This is a genomic window from Paenibacillus sp. FSL W7-1279 (genome assembly GCF_037969845.1).
In the GTDB taxonomy this organism is placed as follows: Bacteria; Bacillota; Bacilli; order Paenibacillales; family Paenibacillaceae; genus Paenibacillus_AQ.
Genome location: NZ_CP150215.1, coordinates 2477354 through 2497901, shown reverse-complemented (window position 1 = coordinate 2497901; position 20548 = coordinate 2477354). Strand labels below are relative to the sequence as shown.

At 50.2% G+C, this 20548-nt stretch carries 19 protein-coding genes; 3 read left to right on the top strand and 16 right to left on the bottom strand.

Features of this window, described 5'->3' with window-relative positions; translation table 11 throughout:
* Window positions 1-229 precede the first annotated feature (229 nt).
* The 7 genes from MKY82_RS10885 to MKY82_RS10855 all read right to left on the bottom strand — a co-directional run bounded on the left by MKY82_RS10885 (window position 230) and on the right by MKY82_RS10855 (window position 9749).
* Window positions 230-1138 carry a hypothetical protein gene (locus tag MKY82_RS10885; protein WP_339296091.1) on the bottom strand — a complete coding sequence of 303 codons (909 nt, stop codon included), beginning with the start codon at window positions 1136-1138 and terminating at the stop codon, window positions 230-232.
* 17 nt (window positions 1139-1155) lie between these two features.
* Complete coding sequence (locus MKY82_RS10880; protein WP_194541823.1) at window positions 1156-2517, bottom strand: nucleotide sugar dehydrogenase; 1362 nt, start codon at window positions 2515-2517, stop codon at window positions 1156-1158.
* Window positions 2518-2707: 190 nt separating this feature from the next.
* Window positions 2708-3514, bottom strand: a complete 807-nt coding sequence (locus MKY82_RS10875) for a response regulator transcription factor (protein WP_216535081.1) — start codon at window positions 3512-3514, stop codon at window positions 2708-2710.
* Between the two features lie 61 nt (window positions 3515-3575).
* Complete coding sequence (locus MKY82_RS10870) at window positions 3576-4943, bottom strand: glycosyltransferase (RefSeq protein WP_233355175.1); 1368 nt, start codon at window positions 4941-4943, stop codon at window positions 3576-3578.
* A gap of 43 nt (window positions 4944-4986) precedes the next feature.
* Complete coding sequence (locus MKY82_RS10865) at window positions 4987-6180, bottom strand: HEAT repeat domain-containing protein (protein ID WP_194541820.1); 1194 nt, start codon at window positions 6178-6180, stop codon at window positions 4987-4989.
* Window positions 6181-6198: 18 nt separating this feature from the next.
* Complete coding sequence (locus MKY82_RS10860) at window positions 6199-8457, bottom strand: hypothetical protein (protein ID WP_339296090.1); 2259 nt, start codon at window positions 8455-8457, stop codon at window positions 6199-6201.
* Window positions 8458-9227: 770 nt separating this feature from the next.
* Window positions 9228-9749: an HPP family protein gene (locus MKY82_RS10855; protein WP_071223782.1), complete on the bottom strand. Its 522-nt coding sequence runs from the start codon at window positions 9747-9749 to the stop codon at window positions 9228-9230.
* A gap of 150 nt (window positions 9750-9899) precedes the next feature.
* On the opposite strand from MKY82_RS10855, the gene MKY82_RS10850 reads away from it, so the two are divergent.
* Window positions 9900-10856 carry a GntR family transcriptional regulator gene (locus tag MKY82_RS10850; protein WP_194541818.1) on the top strand — a complete coding sequence of 319 codons (957 nt, stop codon included), beginning with the start codon at window positions 9900-9902 and terminating at the stop codon, window positions 10854-10856.
* A 154-nt stretch (window positions 10857-11010) separates the two neighbouring features.
* Here the strand turns inward: MKY82_RS10850 and MKY82_RS10845 are convergent, their stop codons facing one another.
* From MKY82_RS10845 to MKY82_RS10820, 6 genes are read right to left on the bottom strand one after another with little or no spacing between them, the layout of a single operon-like run.
* Window positions 11011-12033: a potassium channel family protein gene (locus tag MKY82_RS10845; protein ID WP_194541817.1), complete on the bottom strand. Its 1023-nt coding sequence runs from the start codon at window positions 12031-12033 to the stop codon at window positions 11011-11013.
* A gap of 36 nt (window positions 12034-12069) precedes the next feature.
* On the bottom strand, window positions 12070-12462 hold the full coding sequence (locus tag MKY82_RS10840; RefSeq protein ID WP_100536174.1) for a DUF350 domain-containing protein: 393 nt from the start codon (window positions 12460-12462) through the stop codon (window positions 12070-12072).
* Window positions 12459-13133 carry a signal peptide protein gene (locus MKY82_RS10835; protein ID WP_339222944.1) on the bottom strand — a complete coding sequence of 225 codons (675 nt, stop codon included), beginning with the start codon at window positions 13131-13133 and terminating at the stop codon, window positions 12459-12461. The genes MKY82_RS10840 and MKY82_RS10835 overlap by 4 nt, the downstream gene beginning before the upstream one ends.
* Complete coding sequence (locus MKY82_RS10830) at window positions 13134-14333, bottom strand: glutathionylspermidine synthase family protein (protein ID WP_194541815.1); 1200 nt, start codon at window positions 14331-14333, stop codon at window positions 13134-13136.
* A complete protein-coding gene (locus MKY82_RS10825; protein WP_194541814.1) occupies window positions 14330-15010 on the bottom strand; it encodes a hypothetical protein in 681 nt (226 codons plus the stop codon). Before MKY82_RS10825 ends, MKY82_RS10830 begins: the two co-directional genes overlap by 4 nt.
* 24 nt (window positions 15011-15034) lie before the next feature.
* The gene (locus MKY82_RS10820; protein WP_113057067.1) at window positions 15035-15250 is read right to left on the bottom strand and encodes a hypothetical protein; all 216 of its coding nucleotides are present in this window, start codon (window positions 15248-15250) and stop codon (window positions 15035-15037) included.
* A 329-nt stretch (window positions 15251-15579) separates the two neighbouring features.
* On the opposite strand from MKY82_RS10820, the gene MKY82_RS10815 reads away from it, so the two are divergent.
* Window positions 15580-16518: an NAD(P)-binding domain-containing protein gene (locus MKY82_RS10815; RefSeq protein ID WP_220685945.1), complete on the top strand. Its 939-nt coding sequence runs from the start codon at window positions 15580-15582 to the stop codon at window positions 16516-16518.
* 159 nt (window positions 16519-16677) lie between these two features.
* On the opposite strand, the gene MKY82_RS10810 is transcribed toward MKY82_RS10815, so the two are convergent.
* From MKY82_RS10810 to MKY82_RS10800, 3 genes are all read right to left on the bottom strand, one after another.
* Window positions 16678-16920, bottom strand: a complete 243-nt coding sequence (locus MKY82_RS10810; protein WP_339296089.1) for a glutaredoxin family protein — start codon at window positions 16918-16920, stop codon at window positions 16678-16680.
* 23 nt (window positions 16921-16943) lie between these two features.
* The gene (locus MKY82_RS10805) at window positions 16944-17816 is read right to left on the bottom strand and encodes a hypothetical protein (RefSeq protein ID WP_339296088.1); all 873 of its coding nucleotides are present in this window, start codon (window positions 17814-17816) and stop codon (window positions 16944-16946) included.
* Between the two features lie 192 nt (window positions 17817-18008).
* The gene (locus tag MKY82_RS10800) at window positions 18009-19607 is read right to left on the bottom strand and encodes a cobyric acid synthase (protein WP_339296087.1); all 1599 of its coding nucleotides are present in this window, start codon (window positions 19605-19607) and stop codon (window positions 18009-18011) included.
* A gap of 216 nt (window positions 19608-19823) precedes the next feature.
* On the opposite strand from MKY82_RS10800, the gene MKY82_RS10795 reads away from it, so the two are divergent.
* Window positions 19824-20492 carry a Crp/Fnr family transcriptional regulator gene (locus tag MKY82_RS10795; protein WP_339296086.1) on the top strand — a complete coding sequence of 223 codons (669 nt, stop codon included), beginning with the start codon at window positions 19824-19826 and terminating at the stop codon, window positions 20490-20492.
* The last annotated feature ends 56 nt before the right edge of the window (window positions 20493-20548 follow it).

Genomic DNA, 20548 nt, shown 5'->3' with positions numbered 1-20548 from the left:
TTTAAATTTGGTTGGCGAACCGAATTTATCTTAACACTTCGGAGGATTTTTTTTATACAACGCTTAAGCTATCCTGAACCATACGCATAGCGTATGGTTTTCTTTTTACAAAAAAAAAATACCTCCGAAAGTCTCTTAAGACCTTCGAAGGTATGTTGAATAGTGAATGATTCATGTTGTTCATGTTGTTCCATTTAACCTGAAAATCGCTATTGAACCTCATGCAAAATCAAGGCTCTTCCCCAGCCATCGCGGTTCGTTTGTGAACCCAAGCTTGGTAGTGATGGACGGCCAGTCCCGCAAAGGAGTTATGGTCGCTGCCAAGTTTGGCCGCACGCAGGGCTTCATCCTCCATCTCCTGTTCGCTCTTGGCAAAGAAGGTGAGATGCTCGCCTTCCTCCGTATCCCCAAGCTCCATGCCGATCCAGACAGACTTGCCGAGTTCGTCCGCCTGCTCCAGCTCTTCCTTGGACAATTCATACATCTGCTCCCCGCTGTCCCGGTACGCCATAACGGCAATCGCGTCCGTATTCTCAATCATCCAGCGGCTGAACGAATCGGCATCCGCGCTGCGGGGTCCAGGTATCGAGTCAAGCCAGAAAGGAACGGCGGCGCTGAACGTTAGCCCCTGACGCTTTGCCTCCTGCACCCAAACCTCCATGTTCGCGCTCCATTCTTCCACCACCTGTGCCTGTTCACGGCCCCATCTTCGGAGCACATAGGGCTCAACATCGAATTGCACGCCCTCGAATTTCTCCTCCGGCGCAGCCGTCCGATTGTACGCTTCCAGCCAGGCCAGCAGCTCCATCCCTTTTCGCCGGCCTTCCTCGTAAGCCCAATCCGGCTGACCGTTCAAGGCATGGACGCTGATCCCCTGCTGATGTGCCGCAGCTACAAAATGGCGGTATTCTTCGTCCGCCACCTCTTGCTGAATCTGCAAAAAGATCGTTGTGATGCCTTCCCTGCCGCTAAAGGCTACAATCTCCTCCGTTTCACTCCGGATCAGACTTGCATCCCACAGCCATGTAGCCTTGTTCTGATTCACCTTGCCTGACGGGAGAAGAAAAAGGATCAGCAGCAAAAGACAGATGCCGGCAACCAGAATGATCCACTTCGCTTTTGCATGTATAGGCCTCATTCTTCTCGTCCATTTCATCAGATCAAGACAGCCTCACCCGGCTCAGCTACATGCTGAACAGAATGGCCGATCTTGTAGATATGAGGCTCGGCGAACGCTTTAAATGCATTTCGTGTATCTAAGATCGGCACGCCGGTCGAAGCGATCGAATGATAATCCAGATTGCTGTGGTTTGTAATGAGGACGATGCAGTCGTAACGGCTGAATTTCGCCAGATCATACTCCACGCTGCGTACCGTTCCGCCTTGCTTATCCACGAAGCTGTGGGCATACGGATCGTAATAATCCACATAGGCGCCATTTTCCTTGAACTGTTCATATACTTCAAGGCCCGGGGATTCACGCAAATCGCTGATGTCCGGTTTGTAAGCCATGCCTAACAGCAGGATATTGGAGCGTTTTATCGATTTGGCATATTCGTTCAGAATCGTAGCCGTCTTATTGATCACATAGTAAGGCATATTATCGTTGGTGGACTGTGCCAGCTCAATAAATTTGCTGTAGAAGCGGAAGCCCTTGGCCTTCCAGGACAGATACATGGGATCCAGCGGGATGCAATGGCCGCCGATGCCCGGTCCCGGATAGAATGGCATGAATCCGAACGGCTTGGTTGCCGCTGCATTGATCACTTCCCATACATCAATGCCCATGCGGTCACACATCATGGCCATCTCGTTGACAAAGGCAATATTCACGCTGCGGAACGTATTTTCCAGCAGTTTGGACATTTCCGCCACTTTCGGGTTGCTGACGGGTACCACCGTCTCCACATACTGCTTGTATAACGCTTCACCCAGCTTTAGGCAGGCATCCGTCGTTCCTCCGATGACCTTCGGCGTATTTCGGGTATTGAACCGGCTGTTGGATGGATCGACCCGTTCCGGCGAGAAACACAGATAGAAGTTTTGGCCGACCTTATAACCGAGCTTCTCAATCGGCTGCTGAATCAGCTCCTCCGTGGTTCCCGGATAAGTCGTGCTTTCCAGTGTAATTAACAGGTTAGGCTTCATAAAGCGTTTGAGCTGATCGACTACCATTGTAATGTAGGATGTATCCGGATCCTGATTCTCGCTGAGCGGCGTCGGCACGCAGATGCTGACGGCGTCGATCACAGCAATCATGCTGTAATCCGTTGTCGGCTTAAAGCGTCCGGTCTCCATGCATGCCGCAAGCTCTTCGGACGAGATGTCACTAATATAGGACTCGCCGCGGTAAATGCGGTCAATTTTGTCAGAATCCAGATCGATACCGATGACCGTGAATCCCTGTCTTACCATTTCCACAGCCAGCGGCAATCCTACATAGCCCAGTCCCACTACACCCAGAACGGCTTTCTTATTCTCAATGGCACTCAATAAAGTTTCATATTCCTCATTCACAAGTATTCAACCTCCATCGGATGTTTAGTCTATTCGTCTATTTCTTTTGCCTATTCGCCAAAAGACAGACCTCGTTTTGTTGAACTCTCTCCTTGCGATTAAAGAACCTCTCAGCTCAACTAATCACGTATCATTCATCATTCATCATTCATTAATTCTCATCAAACTAGAAGCGTTAGTAACGATGTGTTTAATGAAGGCAGCGGCGGATGCGGGCATCCAGCTCCACCGGCGAGAACGGTTTGGTTACATAATCATCCACCCCGTTTTGGAAGCATTGGCTGATCGTTTGCTCCACTCGTTTCTCCGTTAATACCACAATTTTCGGCGGCTCCTTCATATCCAGCTGCTGGATATGATGGATGAAAGGCAGGCCGTCGATGCCATGCAGGTTGAGCTCGGTCAGCACAAGATCCGGCTCCCATTTCGGGATGAGATCCAGCGCCTCCAAACCGTCTACGGCTTCAAGCGTTTCATAACCTTGCATGGCCAAGCGGATCTGTAAAAACTCCCTCACCGTGGCATCTTGATCCACGATGAGAATGCGGTTTTGACCGCTGTCTGCTTCCTCCTGCGTAAATATATGAATATCCGAAGAGGTGCTGAGCTTGGTCGCTTCCGCCATCTGCTTCAACGTCAGCGCTGATGGCACTTCCGTAAGCGCGGCAAGCGTAATACGCGGATCTGCTTGCTCCAAACGGCCTTGCAGATGCTGCTTCAGGAGCAATGCCTGATAATGGGCGGCATCCAGCGAATATCCAGGCAAGGTAACGGCCATTACACCGGTTTGGGTGTCTTGCAGTACCTCACCGTTCACGCCGGACAGCTGATCCACAAAGCTTTGAACCTCTGCCAGCCCAGCCTCCGTCTCGGACGGATTGCCTGCACAGTACAGAAACAGCAATGCTGTTCCATGGCTATGGTTTCTCACTTCCTCCTCCAGGCGGCCGTAAAAATCTACGGCCTGCACGCGTTGCAATGTTGCGGATTGAGACATAACTGTAGGTCCCACCTCTCTTTATATTTTGATGCTGTTACATATGAACCGGGCCTTGAAGTCAGGCAGCCTCGTTCTTATCTTTCCAGCTCTGCCGGGTCATGGTCCCCCATGAATTGTTGTTTTGCAGATATTGAATATGCCCCTGTACTCTCCACAGCACGCCTAACTGGTGGTATCCCACAAATTTGAGTGCCGAGAAGAGGAGCATCTTCACCAGATCGGACAATTTGGTATACCGGCGGAAGGCCATCTCCTCCAGGATGAGAGCTCCCACGCTGAGCAGGTACCCACTTAAAAAATTGACGAGTCCAAACACGACCAGCACATGCCAATTTGTCATATCCAGCAATACATATCCAAGCAGAGCCAGAAGGCCCGTAATTCTGAAGTAAGGGTTTAACGCTTCAAAAATAACGTTGTAGGGCATCGTCAACATGCCCATGACTTTATATTTCGGATTGAACACCATATCGCGGTTCTCGATCATGTTCTTCAAGTTTCCCCGTCCCCAGCGCTTGCGCTGGTTGGACAGAATGTTGTAGCTGTCCGGCGCCTGCGTCCAGCACACCGCTTCCGGGCAAAAGGAAACGCGGTACTTGATTTTATTTTCCAGCATATAGCGGTGCAGCTTGATAATGATGTTCATATCTTCGCCGGGGTAGCCACCCCGATAGCCGCCCACCGCGATGACATAATCTTTCCGGAACAAGCCGAAGGCTCCCGAGACGATGATGAGCCCGTTGAAATGGCTCCACCCGATTCGTCCTCCCAGGAAAGCTTTCAAATATTCGATCGATTGGAACATCGGCCATACCCGGCGCGGCAAGGATACGTCCTTAACCTCTCCATTCTCAATCACGCAGCCATTGGCGATCCGAACATCTCCGCCGATAGCCACCGTTTCCTCCGGATTCTCCATGTACATGCGGGCCATCCGGATCAGTGCATCCTTCTCCAGCAACGAATCCGCATCGATGGAAGAAATCAGCGGATAACGGGACAGGTTAATGCCCGCGTTCAATGAATCCGCCTTACCGCCATTCTCTTTGTCAATGAGATATAGCTGAGGGTACTGCGGATTATAATAAATGCCGCGAACCTTGTTCGTGCTGATGTTGCCGCGGATCTCCGGATTAGGAAGCAGCGTCAAACCATACTCCTCAATCAGCACCTTCAGCGTTTCGTCGGAGGATCCGTCATTGATGACAATGACCTCATAGGTTGGATAGTTCAGCGTCATCAGACAGCGGACATTCTCCGCGATAGTGAGCTCTTCGTTATAGGCCGGAACCAGCAAAGATACCGATGGAACCAGTTCCGAACCCGAGAGCGTATTGTACTTGGAATACGTGGCGCGTCTGAAAATATCTTTAATATTTCTGAAAGAAAACATCAGAATTACAAAATAAAGCGCGCTAACGATCATGACGTAATAAATCGCCACCATCCCGTAAGTGAGCAGGATATCTCTAAGCAGTGTAATCTCCTCCTACTCCTGCAACCGTGCTGATCCGTTTGTTCGTTTGAACACCGAAATAACGATCGTACACCAGTTTTCTTTTGTTAAATGCCACCATTTGTTCGACTTGCTCGTATTCGCCTTCGTTGGACATGATCCGTTCGATCCGGTACAAGGCCGTCTCCCTGGCTGGACCTTCTCCTGTCAGGGCAGCTTGGCACAAGGTCTCGAATCCTTGTTCTCCCAACATCGCAAGACTCTCCGCGCTGTTGTTGCGCACATGCCAATTCTCGTCCTTCAAGGCGGAAGCCAGAATCGGAATGCTGCCTGCGGCGTGCAGTCGTCCCAGCGCTTTGGCCGCTGCGGCACGTACTTCCCACTCATGATCATTCATAAGCTCCGCAATGGTATCATCCTTCAGTGCCGGATAAGAGCCAAGATACAGCTTGACCGCCTCCGCACGCACGTCCTTCTCCTCAGAACCGACCAGTCGATCGAGTGCCGGCACGACAGCCGGAATGGCCTGCCCCCACATGGCTACAAGCGATACCTTGACCAGTCCAGGATCGGGATCATCCAAGAGCTTGCGCATGAGGCTGGCCGAATCGAGCCGGGTTTCAAGCAATATATCGGCAGCCATATGATGAATGGCTTTATCGTAGGACAGCAGTTTGGACAACATCTCTCGAATCTGCTGTGACTGAACTGCGCTTTTGGCAATCGCCCGCGCAATGATGATGGTCATCGGGCCGTATTTGGTGCGGTTCATCAGCTGCTGAAGCTGCGGCACAGCCTCTTCCGCACGCATCCCTCCAAGACGGTAGACCGCCTCAATACGACGGTCTTTCCGCAGGCTGGATAATGCCCGAACCTCCTCTTCCACAAATCCGGCTTCCCGGCATAAGCGCAGCAGCTTGTCTCTGGCGTCCCCTTTGAATTGCTCGATCCACTCTATAAACTTGGCTTGAATGACCCGGCGCTCAGCCGAAGTCAATTTGCCTGGCGGGAGTTCCAGCTTCGTATCGTCATGCAGATGACTCTGGACATACACAAAATAGTCATGATGTTTTTCTGTTAAGCGTTCCGTTTCTCTTTGTACAGCATTGTGCTTGATCTTCATTTGGAACAACAGGATAATGCCGGCTGCAATAAGGCCGAGACATACATAGACAAAGACGTATGCCATTTCTAAATTTGAAAACATATCCGATGGCTCCTCCTTTTATTTAGCATCTGGTTTCCGCTCCGTTTCAGACAGACGGGTGAATATGTCCTGCATATCATAATAGCTTTGTTTTAATCGTTCACTGTACTTGGTTGCTTCCCATAGCTCCCAAGTATAAGGTTCAATCTCCTCCAGGTTGATGGACTCTGCCGATCCTGACGCTGACTGCCCGTTATTCTCAGATCGCTGCGCGATCCACGGAGCCAGCCGGATCCCTTCCGCTGTTATCGTGCTGAATGTACGCTTGTCTTGAAGCGGGCTGTAATCCAGCACCTGCAGCGAACTCGGATCCCCGAACCCGAGCAGCATCCATGGAATTCTCATCTCCACGAACCTGTCTTGATACTGCCAGGCCGTTAGAGAATTAAAATCCGGAGATTGCGGATCACTGGTCCCCCGTTTCAGCATCCCTACTCTTTCATCCACAAACGGATGGGAAAAGCGGGTATCCGGCGGATTCATCAGCAGGCTGATGGCCAGCTTCCAGGCATGAAACGAACCTCCGGACACCACAGGATCGTCCTTGGTCCCCTTCACTTCCTCTCCTGGCAGCATCCAATACCCCTCTTTGCCGTACAACCGGCTGTGGAAATCGTAGGATGGCGCAATGGTGACCTGGGACTCATCCTCTTGACCTAACTGAATCAAAGTTTCCAAAGCTCCACCTGTAAGCGTTCGTCCCGCCAATTCTTTCTTAGGGATGTCGCCGCCAGGGATCGTATCTGCTCCGATGAAAAGCTTGGAACGTTCGGGATCAAACGCTTCCTCCAGTTCCATGCCGATATACAGGTAGGCTTCATCATGAGTCAGCTTCATGTTCTTGACGCCCGGTGCCGTTCCGGACCAGGTCTTGACTTCCCCTTCGGGAACTTTATCCCAATCGCTGAGATCCCCGTCGATCGTGATCTGCTCTACCTTGCCCGGCTGCATCGCAAGAACGCCGAACATCTTCTCATTCGTCAGTACATTCAACCAGAATGCCCGGCGGTCTGCCGGTATTTCAAAAGGCATTGTATTCCATGTTTTCTTGAACCATTCGTCCTGCCACATGAACAGGATCGCCCCGGAATAACCTTCGTCGTAAATATCCTGGGTCAGCGAGACGTTGACTAAGCCTTGCTCAGCTTCATCATGCCCCCCTTGATCCTTACCGCCGGGACCATGGTGCGAAATACCGATGGATGAAGGTACGCCGTACTCGGTGACCATAATCGGCATATCTTCGAAAGCTGCCTTCAATTTTCGCAGGTAGGCTTTGTACGTGTTGTAACCCCCATTACCATCAGGAATGGTCTGCAGCGTTTTGTCCGTCCGGAAAAAATCCGGGTAGTACGGGTATACATGGTATGCGGCAAAATAACCTGCATCCCAGTTCACCGGTTCTACATGCCTTGCATCGACAGATACCAAGTCCTCTTCAAACAGCGGTTCCCCCGGATGCTCAAGCACGTCCGTTGTGACCCAATTGGTAAATGTCATCGGATGCTGCCATCCGTACTTCTGCTCCTCGGCAGCCGTATGGTCCAATAAAGATGCCAGCCAATTCTCAAAAGGACTTGCGTCCTTCGTCCCCGAGAAATAGGATCCCTCATACCGAGGGACATCCTTATGTACCGTGTTGGTGTTATCGACCATGGTTGGGTCCCATTCAGTTCCCACGTGCCAGGCCATAAGGTACTTGCCTGCATTGACCTTATACTTGCCACTCGACTGTCCATGCTTAGCCTCAACATTGATATCGCCGTAGACAGCAGCAACAGCCTTCGATATCTCCGCTTTGAACGTCTGGACGATTTCTTCGTCATACGCATCCTTGCGCTCGATCAGCTGCTCCTCCGGTGACCAAATGCCCTGCATGAAGTACAAGGGGTCATCGCCTTTATCCCGGTTATATTTCACAAGTGCAGAATAGAAGACCGGATTATGCACGGTGTAGACCCTGATTACGTTCGCTCCCATATCATCAATCTGTTTAAACCAGCGAAGGTAATCCTCCTCCGTTGCCGGAAGCTCACCGGGATAATGTCCGGGTACGGTTGCCCCCAGATTCACGCCTTTGGCAAAAACCTCTTTCCAAACTTCCTCATCCTCATATACGAGAAAGGAGGTTCCCTCTGTTTTGAATTTCATTTTCACGCCGTCCGCATCCGCATACGTCTTTAATGACGGCCGTAGATATCCTAGAATTACAGCGGCACCGCAGAGAAGCACTATAGTGAAAAGTGCTGCGATCACCCACCATTTTCGCCTGCTCATCGTCTTCGTTGCTCACCTGCCCTTTCTATGACATGTTTGTTGCTGCACCGACACATGACGACTGAGCCATACTCGTCATTCTATAGCCGATGCGTTCCCGATACCATATTCCTTCTTTACCAACTTTTCCGATATCGATAGTAGTCAAAAAGAAGTAAAACAAACCTCTTCCACATTTTTCCCCCGATAAAACTTACCGCTGCCTCTTCACCCCTGTCATTTGACAACTTAACAGCCTGATGTTAGTTGTGTGCAGTGAACAGCATCGCTGTCCGAATAAAGCTGGAACTGCACGACTTCATTCCATTTGAGGAAAGCAGCGATATGACAAAGATTTTCAGAAAATTTTCGTGAATCATAAGGTTAAACGCAAAAAAATTGCTAAAGTTCCGGTCATTTTTACATCATTATCCATAGTTATTACAAATTTGATACCAAAGTCGTATAAAAAAACGGCTGAGAACCGCATTCTGTAAAGGTTTGGCAATGTTTACCTTTTATACAAAATGAGAATAGAGTCCTGTACCGGGATTGTGTAATATTCTATAGAATTGACACTCGGGATCAAGTGGTAAGTATCGCCTATTTTTTATGATTTCGGTTTGGATCTCCCCGCATCGTGGTATATAAATTAGTTTGGGAAATTTAAAACCTGCGGCAGAATAACATAAATCAGACCCGGTCCATTGTAGATCCGAGTCTGTTATTGGCGATATAAGATTGAAGAAGTTACCATGATTACCGTTTATTCATCAAAGAAAAAACTGCCTTCACCACCAAAAAGTCGGATATCTTCGCTCCTTCACCGCATTATTGACAAGCAGAGCCACAACCACGATCATGACGGACCCGGCAAGCACAGGGGTAAACAGGAATGACCATCCGCTGCCAGCCATAATCACAACCAAAGGGTCTGCACCAGCCGGTGGATGGGTCGTTTTGGTTATCCCCATCAAGCTGATTGCCGCTCCCACGCCGATGGCCATAGCCCAGATTCCGTCACCCAGAACCTCAAGCGTTACGAGTCCCGTGAATGTGGAAATCAGATGACCTCCTACGAGGTTCCTGGGCTGTGATAGCGGCGCATCCCACACCGCAAACGCAAGCACGCAGCTCGCCCCAAAGGGTGCCATGATCCAAACACTCCCTGCAAGTGTCGTCAGAAGAGCCAACAATCCGATGGAAACAGCGCCGCCGATAAAGCCAATGGCGATATTCATGGGACGAACGGTCAACGGACTTCTAGCCCCTCCCTTCATTTTCTGTACATATGCTGCTGCCTGGTCCTTCATTGATTATCCCTCCTATATTCATAATTAACTAGTTATTTGGTTATATATAAAATAATGAATCACAACCTTACATGTCAATACCTTTCTTGATAATTTGCAAATGTTTGTGTACAGTTAAATTACTAGTTGACTAGGAAAGGATGTTTCGTTATGCCGCATAAACTGATGCTTCGTGTCGACCCGCACGCCACCCTTAATGTCAGTACTCAGGTTAAAGAGCAGTTAAAGTGGCTGATTGGTATTGGACAGATCGAACCATTCGATATGCTCCCTCCGGCCGGTGCGCTGGCGGATCTGCTGGGACTGAATCGCAACACCGTAAATCTGGTCTACAACCAGTTGAAGGATGAGGGGATCGTCTCGATGCATAAAGGCAAAGGAACGCAGGTATTGAACAACGCACAGGTGGAGGAGCTTAGAACTCGCAGAAAGATCATGCACGCACTGGTAGAGCGAACGACGGAGGAGCTAAGCTCCGTTAACATCCCGGCGAGCGAGTTCTTTGCCGCATCCCTCGCCTTTACCCTGCTGCAGGAGCCTGTCCTGAACACGAAACAGCGTATTTTGTTCATCGAATGCAAGGAACATGATTTTCCCTTTTATCAGAAAGCGATTGAGCAAATAACGGGTGCCGAAGTGAAAACGGTATTTCTCGAGGACCTGTTGACGGGGACACAAGCCATATTCGACGCACTGGAGTACTCAAACCTCATCGTCACGACTTTAAACCACGATACCGAAGTGAAGGCTTTGTGCAGCAAATATGACAAAAAAGTAACGGTCATTGGTGCCAGCGTGGAAACATCGGTCCTGCTCGATATTGCCCGGCTTACGCCTGGAAGTGGTATCAGCTTTGTTTGCTTGGGTAAGGCAGGTGCACAGTGGATGGCCAGCCGTATGAAAGAAGCTGGTATTGAGGGGGTCCATGCCAGCTTGGCTGGGCTGGATAATCGGGAGGACCTACTGCAGCGGATCGAGGAATCCGATCTGATCTATGCATCTGACGCCGCATATGAAGAGGTTCGAGCCTTATCCCCCGGCAAAGTGAAGCTGTTTCCCATGACGCTGGAGAAGAGCAGCGAGAGCGTTCTGAGAGAGTTGGTCTGAATCTTAACGCACGAAAACGCCCGCTGTTATAAACAGGGGGCGTTGTTGGGCTGGATATTTCTATCTGTGCCGAATGTTCAAACTTCTGGATTCCGGTATCACTAAATCCGAAGGTCCCGTGTCGTTCCACGGGCATCGGATTGAAGGCCCAACTTCAGGTAAGCTTGCCGGCAATCCGCTTATAGGTCGCCTCGTCCGAGACCACATACAATCTGGCATCTCGCGGAATCGACACATCGAGCTTGCGATTAATGCTGAGGTCGTTGCGGTCGGAGATAAGCGTCGCTCCTTGCCGCAGCAGATCCAAAAAGGCATCGCCGTAGGTGTTCCATGCAGGGTCCAATGCCACTTCGTAAATATCATCGCCATGCTGGCGGCTAAGCAGCTGCATCAGCACATCCGAGTTTCCTTCCTGCAGCGCTGCGCGTACGGCCAATCGGGACACGGCATCATGTGAGAGCACAAACTCATTCACATGATTGTAGCGGAAATTCTGAACATGCTTCTCCTGCACAATCTCAACCGTGGTATGTACATTTGGCGCAATTCGTTCAATGCTGGATACGATCAACAGCGACTTGCCGTCCACGAGAGCCGATTCATCAATTCGGGCGTCTGCAAAAACAATGGCCGATTTGGCCTCCATGATATTGGCTCTCATTAGCACGTCATCCGCTGCTGGATCGCCGCTTACAAAATGCACCTGTTCGAGATGCTCCACCGGATGACGGTTGAGCTCATCAATGAGAACAATATCTGATTCCGGTGCAAACAACAGGATCTCTTCAATAGCGGATTGTGCCTTTTTGCTCCAATTGATAATGATGACATGACCACTACCCTTAAAATTCAACCTGCCCGCTCCTCTCTGCCGCTGCATGCTTCCAAACGATTCAATCACCTTGCCGATCACCAAACTGAGCAGCCCGATACCAAAGATATAGATAAATATCGTTAATATCTTGCCTGGCACGGTAACTGCATAATAATCGCCGTACCCTACTGTTGCCATCGTGGTAAGTACCCAATAAAAGGCGTTAAACCAATGGTGAAACGTTTCCGGCTCCAGCAGAAATGCCAGGGTCGAGCACAGCACCACAAACAGTACTACAATCACGCTGATCGTTGTTTTACGCAGACGCATCATTTTCAAAGATAATCTTAGAAAAAAGTGCACGCTCCTGCTCCTCTCCCGAAAATGGTGCTATTTGACCTAAATAATCAGGCTGCTGATTGCAAAGGCCGTACCGATAAACACCATCGCAAGCAGAATGCCGATCGCAACGTTCCCCTTTTGCAGATGCTCGCTAATACGAATGCCCGGCGTAGCCAGCTCGAATACCCAATAGGCGACAATCAAGCATACATACCCGACGGCAAACCACAGCATCATGTGCCAGATCGATGAATTCGTATATGCGGATATGCCCAGAATAATGGCCGTTGCCATAAACTTGCCGCCAAAAGCAAGGCCAACCGCAACATTGCCCTTCTTCAGCTCCTCCATGTCGTTAAACCGGGTCATCCAGCTGAAAATCAACATACCCAGCAATTGAAGCACGATAATGCAGATTACACTTACAACAATATTAATGACGACCGTCAATCCGCCCACCCCCGAAATTTTGCATAGGCCAAGTCGTAATCGGCGAAATCATGCACTTCCTCCAATACAACATCAACCCTGTCCTTCTTCTCCATTGCCGCATAACGCTTCTCATCGATCGGCTGCTTGATCCGATTGCCCGTCGGCAGCTCGATGACAGCAAAATGCCTGGTGTCCTTTTTATACGTTGTTTTATAAACCCCAACCAGCTTTACATCGGTTTTGACCGTGACTTTCAGGTTGGTTAAATCCGATTCCGCCGTTTTTTTGTCCTTAAATGACTTAATCGTCTGCCAAGACGATAATCGGATATCATTGCGCTGATTCGCATCCGTGGTAAGCTCCGCATCCATGAATTGAAGCGTCCAAATTTTATCCCCGGTAGCATAATTGTTATCGTTTGGCAGCAGCTCGTTGTCCGGCAGGACGGTCATATCGCCGCCAATCAAATCGCCAACGGTCCCTTCAATGATACGGTAGTCCCAAGGCACGCGAGCAGAGGTTGAGGATACTTCCTCCGATCCGGTGTGGAATACCGTCGACCCATTGCCGGAGCATGCACTCAGCGCCAGGACCATGAGGGATAGGATCATTACCGCCAGGACAACCTGAAGTTTCCTCTTTCCCTTAGGAGCACCGCTATGCTGCCTTCTTTTTTGTTTCAACTGCATTTATTTCACTCCCATTGCGATAAAATGGCTGGAATTACCCGTAATCAAACCGCCTGCCCGTCCCAGCAAACCGCAAGGGATTCCGTTAAGGACGAACAATCCTGTCAGTAAATGAAATTCGCCTTCCGCCGTCTCGACGCGGGCCAGGTCTGCCCTCCGCTGATAGACCGTCGGAAACATGACACTTGTATCATAGCCGTCCTGATCCTCTACCTCGAGTTGTCCGGCCTGGTCGTACAGCTTAACTGAACCACCCTCGCGGCCGAACATCGACTTTGATACAAAATTGCCGGAGAATACCGGTTTGTTGTATGTCGGCAGCATATAATTGACGATGGCTTCACGTTCTTTCTCATCGAACAAAAGACCCAGCTCGTACATCCCCCACATGGCGGCAAGCAGTCCTTTGGATTGCAGCAGAATGCTGTGCGGTGGGTTGAACAACTGCAGTCGTCCTGTCTCGATGGCATAGGCAAGCGCATCTCCGCCATCATCGACGGACATCCATTCCTTCGGATATAGGGCAAACATCCGGTGAATCTCCCGGCCATCCCCGTCCTTCAGCATGCCTTCGTCCACCCACAGATCAAGACAATCCACCAGCCGGATATCCAGCCCGCTGTGCCGGACCAATGCTTCGATCGTCCCGGAGTCCTCTTTATGCTCGCCGTAAGCAATGCAGGCGGCCGTATCCGGACGCTCAACTCCCCACGCTTGTGCGACCAGCTCTTGCATCCGTTCGTTGGGAGAGAAGATACCGGCCTGAGCGCACATCCACGGCGTTGCAATGGAAGCCTCAACATAGCCTGTCGGCGTGTCCGCATTCAGCTCCAGCAGCTTGATGCTGCCGTCATGGGCAATAGCAAAATCAAACCTGGCATACCGGCTGATCAATCCCTCTTCCGGCAGGGGACATTCGTCCAGCATCTGCCACAGGACGGGCGGAATGCCGATTAAACTGTATATATGATGATTGCGATGGATATAACGGACGGTTTTGTCCAGCATGGCCCATAATACCGCAGCCGCTTCTTCCAGCTCACGATAGGTCTCTTGGCGTATGGTGACAAGCTGGTCTATCCAGTAGGCCTCCCCTTCCAAATCCGCCCAGGTAAAGCCGAGCTCCGCGAGCTCCGCTACGCGTCCCTCCCGATTGGGGTCAGGCAGTCCCGATACGGTGAATACGCTGTCGTGACTCATCCTCCAAAACCGCCGGATCTGGAGCTGGATTTCGAACCCGACGAGCTGAACCCGCTGGATTTGCCGCCAATGCCCCCGGACTTCGACGACGTGGAACGACGCGTAATCGTCCCCGAAGATGACGTTGAGGTCTTAGGACGGACGTTGGAGTTCACCACCGGTTTGTTCTGGAACGTACCGCTTGAATAGGTGCGGGGTTTATATGGCTTGCCGTTATTCGCATAATAACCGCGATGATTGTTGTACCATCCGCTGGATGAATAATACGAACCATTGTTGAACAGCATGTGATAGAGCAGCAAATCATCCCAGCCGAAGCCGGAATTGTACCCGCCATAGTTGTTGACGATCGTTGTTCCGCCGCCCGAACCTGATCCTGCAGCGGCTCCTTCTACCGGTTCTTCCTGGAATTCCTTCTCGCTAGGAAACGGAATGTTCCAATCAACATTCTTGTCAAAATACTTCTTTACTTCTTCTGTTGACCAGGACACCAGCTGCGGCTCTTCGGATGAGGTAACCGCTTCCGAAGCGAGGTCTTTCGCTGCTGCGCCCGATACCAGAAATGCGTTCGCCAGCAAGGCTATGCCCAGCGAGCTCGACAAGACCCGAATCGGTTTGCCTTCCGGCGTCAGCCATTTGGATGCAGGCTGATCTTTTTTGTCTTTTTCATTACTCAAGATGGTTTCTCCTTTCGGACAGGATTAATCGTTCCGCATCGGGACGAGCAGAAGCTCAAGTTTACCCGTGTCTACACTTAATCTGCCTTCAATCGTTTCATATTCCCGGCCGCCAACAACGATATAATTCACATGCTCCAGTGCAGCTACCATGTTCATCGTCCATGACCGCTCTTCAATCTGAACCAGCTCACCGTCCGGCCTCTTTTCAAACAAAATGACGTTCATCCCATTATCCACTGTGTGTCTACCCCTTCCATCTAAGCAGTGAGTATTGATACGTGTTATATTCCGAATCGTTTCAAAAAATCTACGATGGGATATCGACGCTTGCCCAGCGATCTTTTCCAAAAGACGCAACCCATATAATAACACTGCTTCTGATTATTTACACCTGCGAATTACCATTAAAAAATTGATGAAAACGAACATTCTGGCCGCACAGTACCTGATTTTTTACGTTTTATTAGGTGTAGCATCAAATTTCATGATGATGATCTGTCTTGACATTGTCACTAGTGTCATACTTTAGAATCGGTATCATTCCAGTCCAGAAAGGGGTTTTACCGATGAATGCAAATCTTGATAGATCATCAAACGTTAACCATCTTCACGATGCGAAGGCAAACAGCTCCACCCTTCCTTCAGTAACGGTGATCGGATTAGGCTCCATGGGCTCCAAGCTGGCCCGCACCTTCTTGCACAGCGGATATGCCACCACAGTCTGGAACCGCACACCTGAAAAAGCCGCTGAGCTTGTAGGCTTAGGTGCCTCCGGCGCTACGGAAATCGCAGATGCCATCGCCGCCAGCCCCCTCTTGATTATATGCGTACTTGATTATGATGCCGCCCGCCATATTCTGGAACCCATGAAGGAGAAGCTTTCCGGCAAGGTTGTCGTAAATCTGACAACCGGTACTCCCGAAGAGGCCCGCACGATGGGGACATGGATGAGAAACCATGGCGCCGAGTATCTGGATGGCGGCATCATGGCCGTCCCTTCCTTGATCGCCACGCCCCATGCCGTTATCCTCTACAGCGGTTCGAAGACAGCTTACGATAATTATAAACAGGTATTGGACAGCTTAGGTACAAGTCACTATTTAGGTTCCGATCCTGCGCTTGCCCCACTGAATGACCTGGCACTGCTAAGCGGAATGTACGGTATGTTCGGGGGCTTTATCCATGCGGTGGCGCTTGTGGGCACCGAAGGCGTGAAGGCATTGGACTTCACGACGACGCTGCTGATGCCTTTTCTGCAAGCCATGATGTCCACCATGCCGGAGATGGCGAAGCAGATCGATTCCGGTGATTACTCCGCCAAGGATGCGAGCCTGGCGATGCAGGCCGCCCACGACACCATCGGGGAGGTTAGCAGGGTACAAGGCGTCAGCCCCGAGACATTCACACCGATCTTCGAGCTGATGAAACGCCGGGTGGAGGATGGACATGGAGGGGACGACTTCGCCAGCGTGATTGAACTGATCCGCAAGCGCCCATCGTCTTGATAGGCATAAATGAGCGATTAGCGGCATGGGGCTAGCATGCAACGAAGCATTACGCTTACTGACTAGTCTAAGGCGATACTTTTTAGCTCCTCACCAGCAAAAGAAGCATGGATCCTCCCGCGGGAACGATCCATGCTTCTTTTCCATTTCCATGCGCCCTTAATATTTAATCAATTCCCTGATCTCCTGAAAGTTATCGGCAAATCCGATAAATACCTTGTCACCAATAACGATCGTAGGTACAATCTGCTTTCCTGTCAGACGTCGTACTTCTTCCGGATATTCCGGGTTCTGTGTGCAATCATACTCCGTATACGGTACCTCCTGCTCCTTGAAGTAACGCTTGGCATGATGGCAGTCGCTGCAAGTGGGTATGGTATAGATTTTTAATGATTCTGTCATATCGATCACTCCTTAAGCGAAAATTATTTAATCTCAACAACAAAAGGCACGGTCATCACTTCACCCTTATGCTGAAATTGTCCCCAGATTTTGTAGATACCGCTGTGCGGGAAGGTAGTGGCGAATTCCGCATTAGGTCCTGTACTCCGTTCGTCCAGAGGGTGTACATGAATGTACTGCTCAGCGTCTTCGGACAGAATGACCACGTGCCCCACTGCGCCCAGATAAGGCTCCAGGTTGTTGATTCCTTGCTTTGTCTTGGCATCCTGAATATGATAGGCGAGCACAACCTCTTCATTCGATAACGTATTGCTTAGGCTCAGTTCAATTTCCTTGCCGTTTACTTGTTTGATTAGGCTGGAATCCGGTTGAATCGCCGAAGATTCCCCTGCTTCTCCCTCAATCTGAACCCATTCGCTTAGCGTGGCCCCTCCAGCACCCTTAGGCACAAAATCAGCGAACAATTTATAGTCGCCGCCAGCCGGGAATGCCGTGTTCACGGTAAATACGCCATTCTCCTTGTAATCCGGATGAATATGCTCGAAGAAAGACAAATCGCGATTCACGATGATCAGATGCAGGAGCTTCTCATGATTGACATCAAAATCCTGGACAGGTCCACCGTCTTGATCCGTAATTCGAATCGTCAGCTCGGATTCGGCGCCTGCTCTTACCGGTTCATTCCATGTAAACGCGGCGTTGTAATGATCTGAGACCGTTTCATGCAAGCCAGCGTGTTCGCCATGCCCGTTCGTTTCCTGACTTTCATTTTCCTTTTTATGGTTCCCGCCATGACCGCCCGCATCGGGGGCCAGCTTCGCGTTATCGCATGCTGTCAACAATCCAAAAGCAAGTATGCCCGTTAAGGTTAGTATGGTGCCCTTCCTATTCAACATGGGCTATCACTCCAATCATCGAATATACTGCAAGACGAATGATCATGCGTCTATATATTTAGTATACCCCCCTATCCTATAATTAATCAACTTTTTTCTGTTCGCTCCATACAAATAACACCATGCTGCCTGCATGGTGTTATCTTCCTCTTCATCATTATTACCTGAATGTTCGGATGCATTCCTTATCATTCAATGCGTATAACCGATGATTTCATATATTTTTTTCATATCCACATGATTACGAACGACGTCCGCTACACGGTCAAATTCCGCGAATTTGCGCTCTTCTGCTTTGAATGTTTCCATAATTGGAGTTAGCCCTTTCTTCATCCGAATGCCATTCAACCAGGATCTGCGAAAGACATCGTTGTCAAACAAGCCATGCAGATAACATCCCCATATGCGTCCATCCGAAGTAGCTGTCCCTTCAATATGCGGTTGAATATCTTCTTTCGTCTTTAAAGCATCTGTGCCATCCGCTTCAATCGAAAAAAGCGGGCGGTATTCTGAGCCGCCAGACAAGGCGCTCCATTCGCTCACGCCCATATGGATTTCATAGGCCGTAATCGACGAATCCGCCTCTGTATCCGAGACAACGAACCTCAGCGAATGTTCCTGTAACAACTTCCCTTTCACCCGAACGGTCCTTTTATGCTTTGAAAAGGAAGTCTGAATCGGCAGCAGGCCGAGCCCCTTCGCTTCCCGAACGCTCCCTTCGACCGCATGCGGATCCGACAGCTGCTCGCCCAGCATTTGATATCCTCCGCAGATGCCAACCAGCTGCACATCCCGCTGCCGCGTCTGGCTCAAAATCGCATCGGCCAGTCCCCGATCCTGGAGGAACCCGAGGTCACTGATCGTATCCTTGGTACCAGGCAAAATAATGACGTCCGGCATTCCAAGTTCATCCGCCGATTGGACGAAGCGAACGACAACATCCGGTTCCATGCGCAGCGCATCAACATCCGTAAAGTTCGAAATACGCGGATACCGGATCACGACAATATCGAGGTCTCGTTGTTCCAGTCTTTGATTCTGAAGCTCATCCAGCACAACCGAATCCTCGGCCTCGATCCGCATGTCCTGTATATAAGGGAGTACGCCCAGCACGGGAATACCTGTCCGCTCTTCAAGCCAGTCCAGTCCCGGCTGAAGCAGCGCCAGATCCCCGCGGAATTTGTTAATGATAAATCCTTTGACCCTGGCCACCTCATGGGCCTCAAGCAGTTCAAGCGTACCTACTATGGAAGCGAACACACCTCCGCGATCGATATCGGCAACCAGAATAACCGGTGAATCCGCCCATCCTGCCAAATTCATGTTAACAATGTCCCGGTCCTTAAGATTGATCTCCGCCGGACTTCCCGCCCCCTCCATAACAACGATGTCGTAGCTCTCCCGCAGTCGATCCAGTGCATCCAGCACAATCTCTTTAGCCTTCGGCAGGAACAGAGTCCGGTAATCCATTGCACTCATCTGCATTTGAGGTACGCCGTGGATCACGATTTGCGAATGCATGTCCTTTATCGGCTTGATCAGGATCGGATTCATGTCCGTAGTTGCGGCAATGCCGCAGGCTTCAGCCTGTACGCCCTGTGCTCGGCCGATCTCTTTGCCATCCAGGGTCACATAGGAATTAAGAGCCATATTTTGCGATTTGTATGGAGCCGTGCGATAACCATCCTGTAGAAATATGCGGCATAGCGCTGTTGTGACGATGCTTTTACCTACATCCGAAGCGGTGCCCTGCAGCATGAGTACCGCTCCTTGCCTCTTCCTGATATTCATGGGTGTATCCCTTATGTATTCTGTTTCATTCATCTTCCTCACCCTTTTCCCTGACCTATACCGCTTGCTTATATCATTATAGCAAACCGTCCCAAAGGAGTCCTTCCGCATGAAATCCGGATAAATTCGCTTGAACTTTGTCAGGCCGAAATGTTAACTATATAGAATAGCAGTTTCGCATGTCCTTGCATGATTACCGAAAGGCGGAAACCCATCATGAAGCCTGAATTGAATGATAAGCAGATAACCGACATTTTCCCTTATTTGAAAGTCGTACCACCGGAAGAATGGATTCAAGCTAATCCGTTTACCAAACATTTTGAAGCCAAATCGAGAATCTTTCAACGAGAGGATGCCGCGATCTATGGCATGTTCCTCATCAGCGGATCGGCACGTATCACGATCATCCACGAAGATGGCAACGAATCGGTATTAAACATTCTATCAGCCGGAGAAGTCTGTTCGCTCCTCGTACTTAGCGGGCTAAGCGGGCAGGACTATCCGGGCACTCTGATTGCCGAGTCCAAGGTCGAGGTCTTGTATGTGCTGAAAAACAGCTTCCTCCGCTGGCTGCAGGTGTATGAACCCATCCGCAGCGCTATTTTTGGCGGTCTGCTTGATGGAACACTGCGGATGGCAAACATGCTGCAGGAGAGACAGACATTACCGCTGGAGCAGCGCCTTGCCAGGACCCTGCTGCGCATCAGCTCGGATGAACATCCACTAGTGCGCACAACCCACCAAGAGCTTGCGGATGACATTGGCTCCGTAAGAGAGGTCGTTTCCCGTACGCTGGGCCAGTTCCAAAAGAAAGGATGGCTGGAGACAGGAAGAGGCTGGGTGAAAATAATCAACCGGGCCTGTCTAACAGAAGCTGCTATGTGACCTAGTCACAGAGCAATGGAGTCCTCCCTGCTACATTGGTAATAGGCCTCGCGCCT

Excerpts from the sequence above, each read along its gene's own strand:
- MKY82_RS10885 (WP_339296091.1), bottom strand. The coding sequence starts at position 1,138 with ATGAGGCCTATACATGCAAAAGCGAAGTGGATCATTCTGGTTGCCGGC.
- MKY82_RS10875 (WP_216535081.1), bottom strand. The coding sequence starts at position 3,514 with ATGTCTCAATCCGCAACATTGCAACGCGTGCAGGCCGTAGATTTTTAC.
- MKY82_RS10870 (WP_233355175.1), bottom strand. The coding sequence starts at position 4,943 with ATGATCGTTAGCGCGCTTTATTTTGTAATTCTGATGTTTTCTTTCAGA.
- MKY82_RS10865 (WP_194541820.1), bottom strand. The coding sequence starts at position 6,180 with ATGTTTTCAAATTTAGAAATGGCATACGTCTTTGTCTATGTATGTCTC.
- MKY82_RS10860 (WP_339296090.1), bottom strand. The coding sequence starts at position 8,457 with ATGAGCAGGCGAAAATGGTGGGTGATCGCAGCACTTTTCACTATAGTG.
- MKY82_RS10855 (WP_071223782.1), bottom strand. The coding sequence starts at position 9,749 with ATGAAGGACCAGGCAGCAGCATATGTACAGAAAATGAAGGGAGGGGCT.
- MKY82_RS10850 (WP_194541818.1), top strand. The coding sequence starts at position 9,900 with ATGCCGCATAAACTGATGCTTCGTGTCGACCCGCACGCCACCCTTAAT.
- MKY82_RS10835 (WP_339222944.1), bottom strand. The coding sequence starts at position 13,133 with ATGCAGTTGAAACAAAAAAGAAGGCAGCATAGCGGTGCTCCTAAGGGA.
- MKY82_RS10830 (WP_194541815.1), bottom strand. The coding sequence starts at position 14,333 with ATGAGTCACGACAGCGTATTCACCGTATCGGGACTGCCTGACCCCAAT.
- MKY82_RS10815 (WP_220685945.1), top strand. The coding sequence starts at position 15,580 with ATGAATGCAAATCTTGATAGATCATCAAACGTTAACCATCTTCACGAT.
- MKY82_RS10810 (WP_339296089.1), bottom strand. The coding sequence starts at position 16,920 with ATGACAGAATCATTAAAAATCTATACCATACCCACTTGCAGCGACTGC.
- MKY82_RS10805 (WP_339296088.1), bottom strand. The coding sequence starts at position 17,816 with ATGTTGAATAGGAAGGGCACCATACTAACCTTAACGGGCATACTTGCT.
- MKY82_RS10800 (WP_339296087.1), bottom strand. The coding sequence starts at position 19,607 with ATGAATATCAGGAAGAGGCAAGGAGCGGTACTCATGCTGCAGGGCACC.
- MKY82_RS10795 (WP_339296086.1), top strand. The coding sequence starts at position 19,824 with ATGAAGCCTGAATTGAATGATAAGCAGATAACCGACATTTTCCCTTAT.